We start from the raw sequence: 618 nt of genomic DNA, 5'->3' as shown, positions 1-618 counted from the left end.
AGTAAGGAGAGTTGCGAATTTTGCAAAGTGTATCCCTGTGGTGCACTGAAATTTGCGTTTTTTGTAAATACTGGAGGCAGATGCTTCCCGCCCGTTATCCGTTCTGAAGGTTTCGCAGGGTCTCCCCGGGTGTTTCCGCGGGTTCGAAAGTGAAGGAAGCGTTCCACGGGCGCCGGAGGAGTGTAGCTCAACTGGTAGAGCGCCGGTCTCCAAAACCGGAGGTTGGGGGTTCGATCCCCTCCACTCCTGCCAGTTTGTTTCGCGCCGGTTTGGTTGGGCGCGGTTTTTACAGAGTTTGTCCGCGCGGGGGGCGGGGGCGGAATAAAGTTTGGCATTTGTCGTGACTATGGATAAGGCAGAAAAAGCAAAGGTAAATCCGTCACAGTTTGTCCGCGAGGTGCGCCAGGAGGTCTCCAAGGTGACCTGGGCAAGTCGCAAGGAAACCCTCGTCGCCACGGTGATGGTGTTCATCTTCGTGTTCATGGCGGCGGTGTTTTTCTTTTTCGTGGACCGCCTGATGTCCTTTGGTGTGCGCCTCCTTCTCGGATTGGGAAGCTGAGTTCTATGTCCCACAAGTGGTATATTATTCATGTCTATTCCGGGTTTGAATGCAAGGTG

At 53.9% G+C, this 618-nt stretch carries 1 protein-coding gene and 1 tRNA gene; both read left to right on the top strand.

Translation table 11 applies throughout. From position 1 onward, the window contains the following. Window positions 1-176 precede the first annotated feature (176 nt). A tRNA-Trp gene (locus QF629_13030) sits at window positions 177-252 on the top strand. Window positions 253-346: 94 nt separating this feature from the next. Then, window positions 347-559, top strand: coding sequence for a preprotein translocase subunit SecE (gene secE, locus QF629_13025; GenBank protein ID MDP6014441.1), 213 nt, complete (start codon window positions 347-349; stop codon window positions 557-559). The last annotated feature ends 59 nt before the right edge of the window (window positions 560-618 follow it).

The organism is Alphaproteobacteria bacterium, from assembly GCA_030739735.1.
GTDB lineage: Bacteria > Pseudomonadota > Alphaproteobacteria > UBA7887 > UBA7887 > UBA7887.
This window is presented reverse-complemented; position numbering and strand designations above follow the sequence as displayed.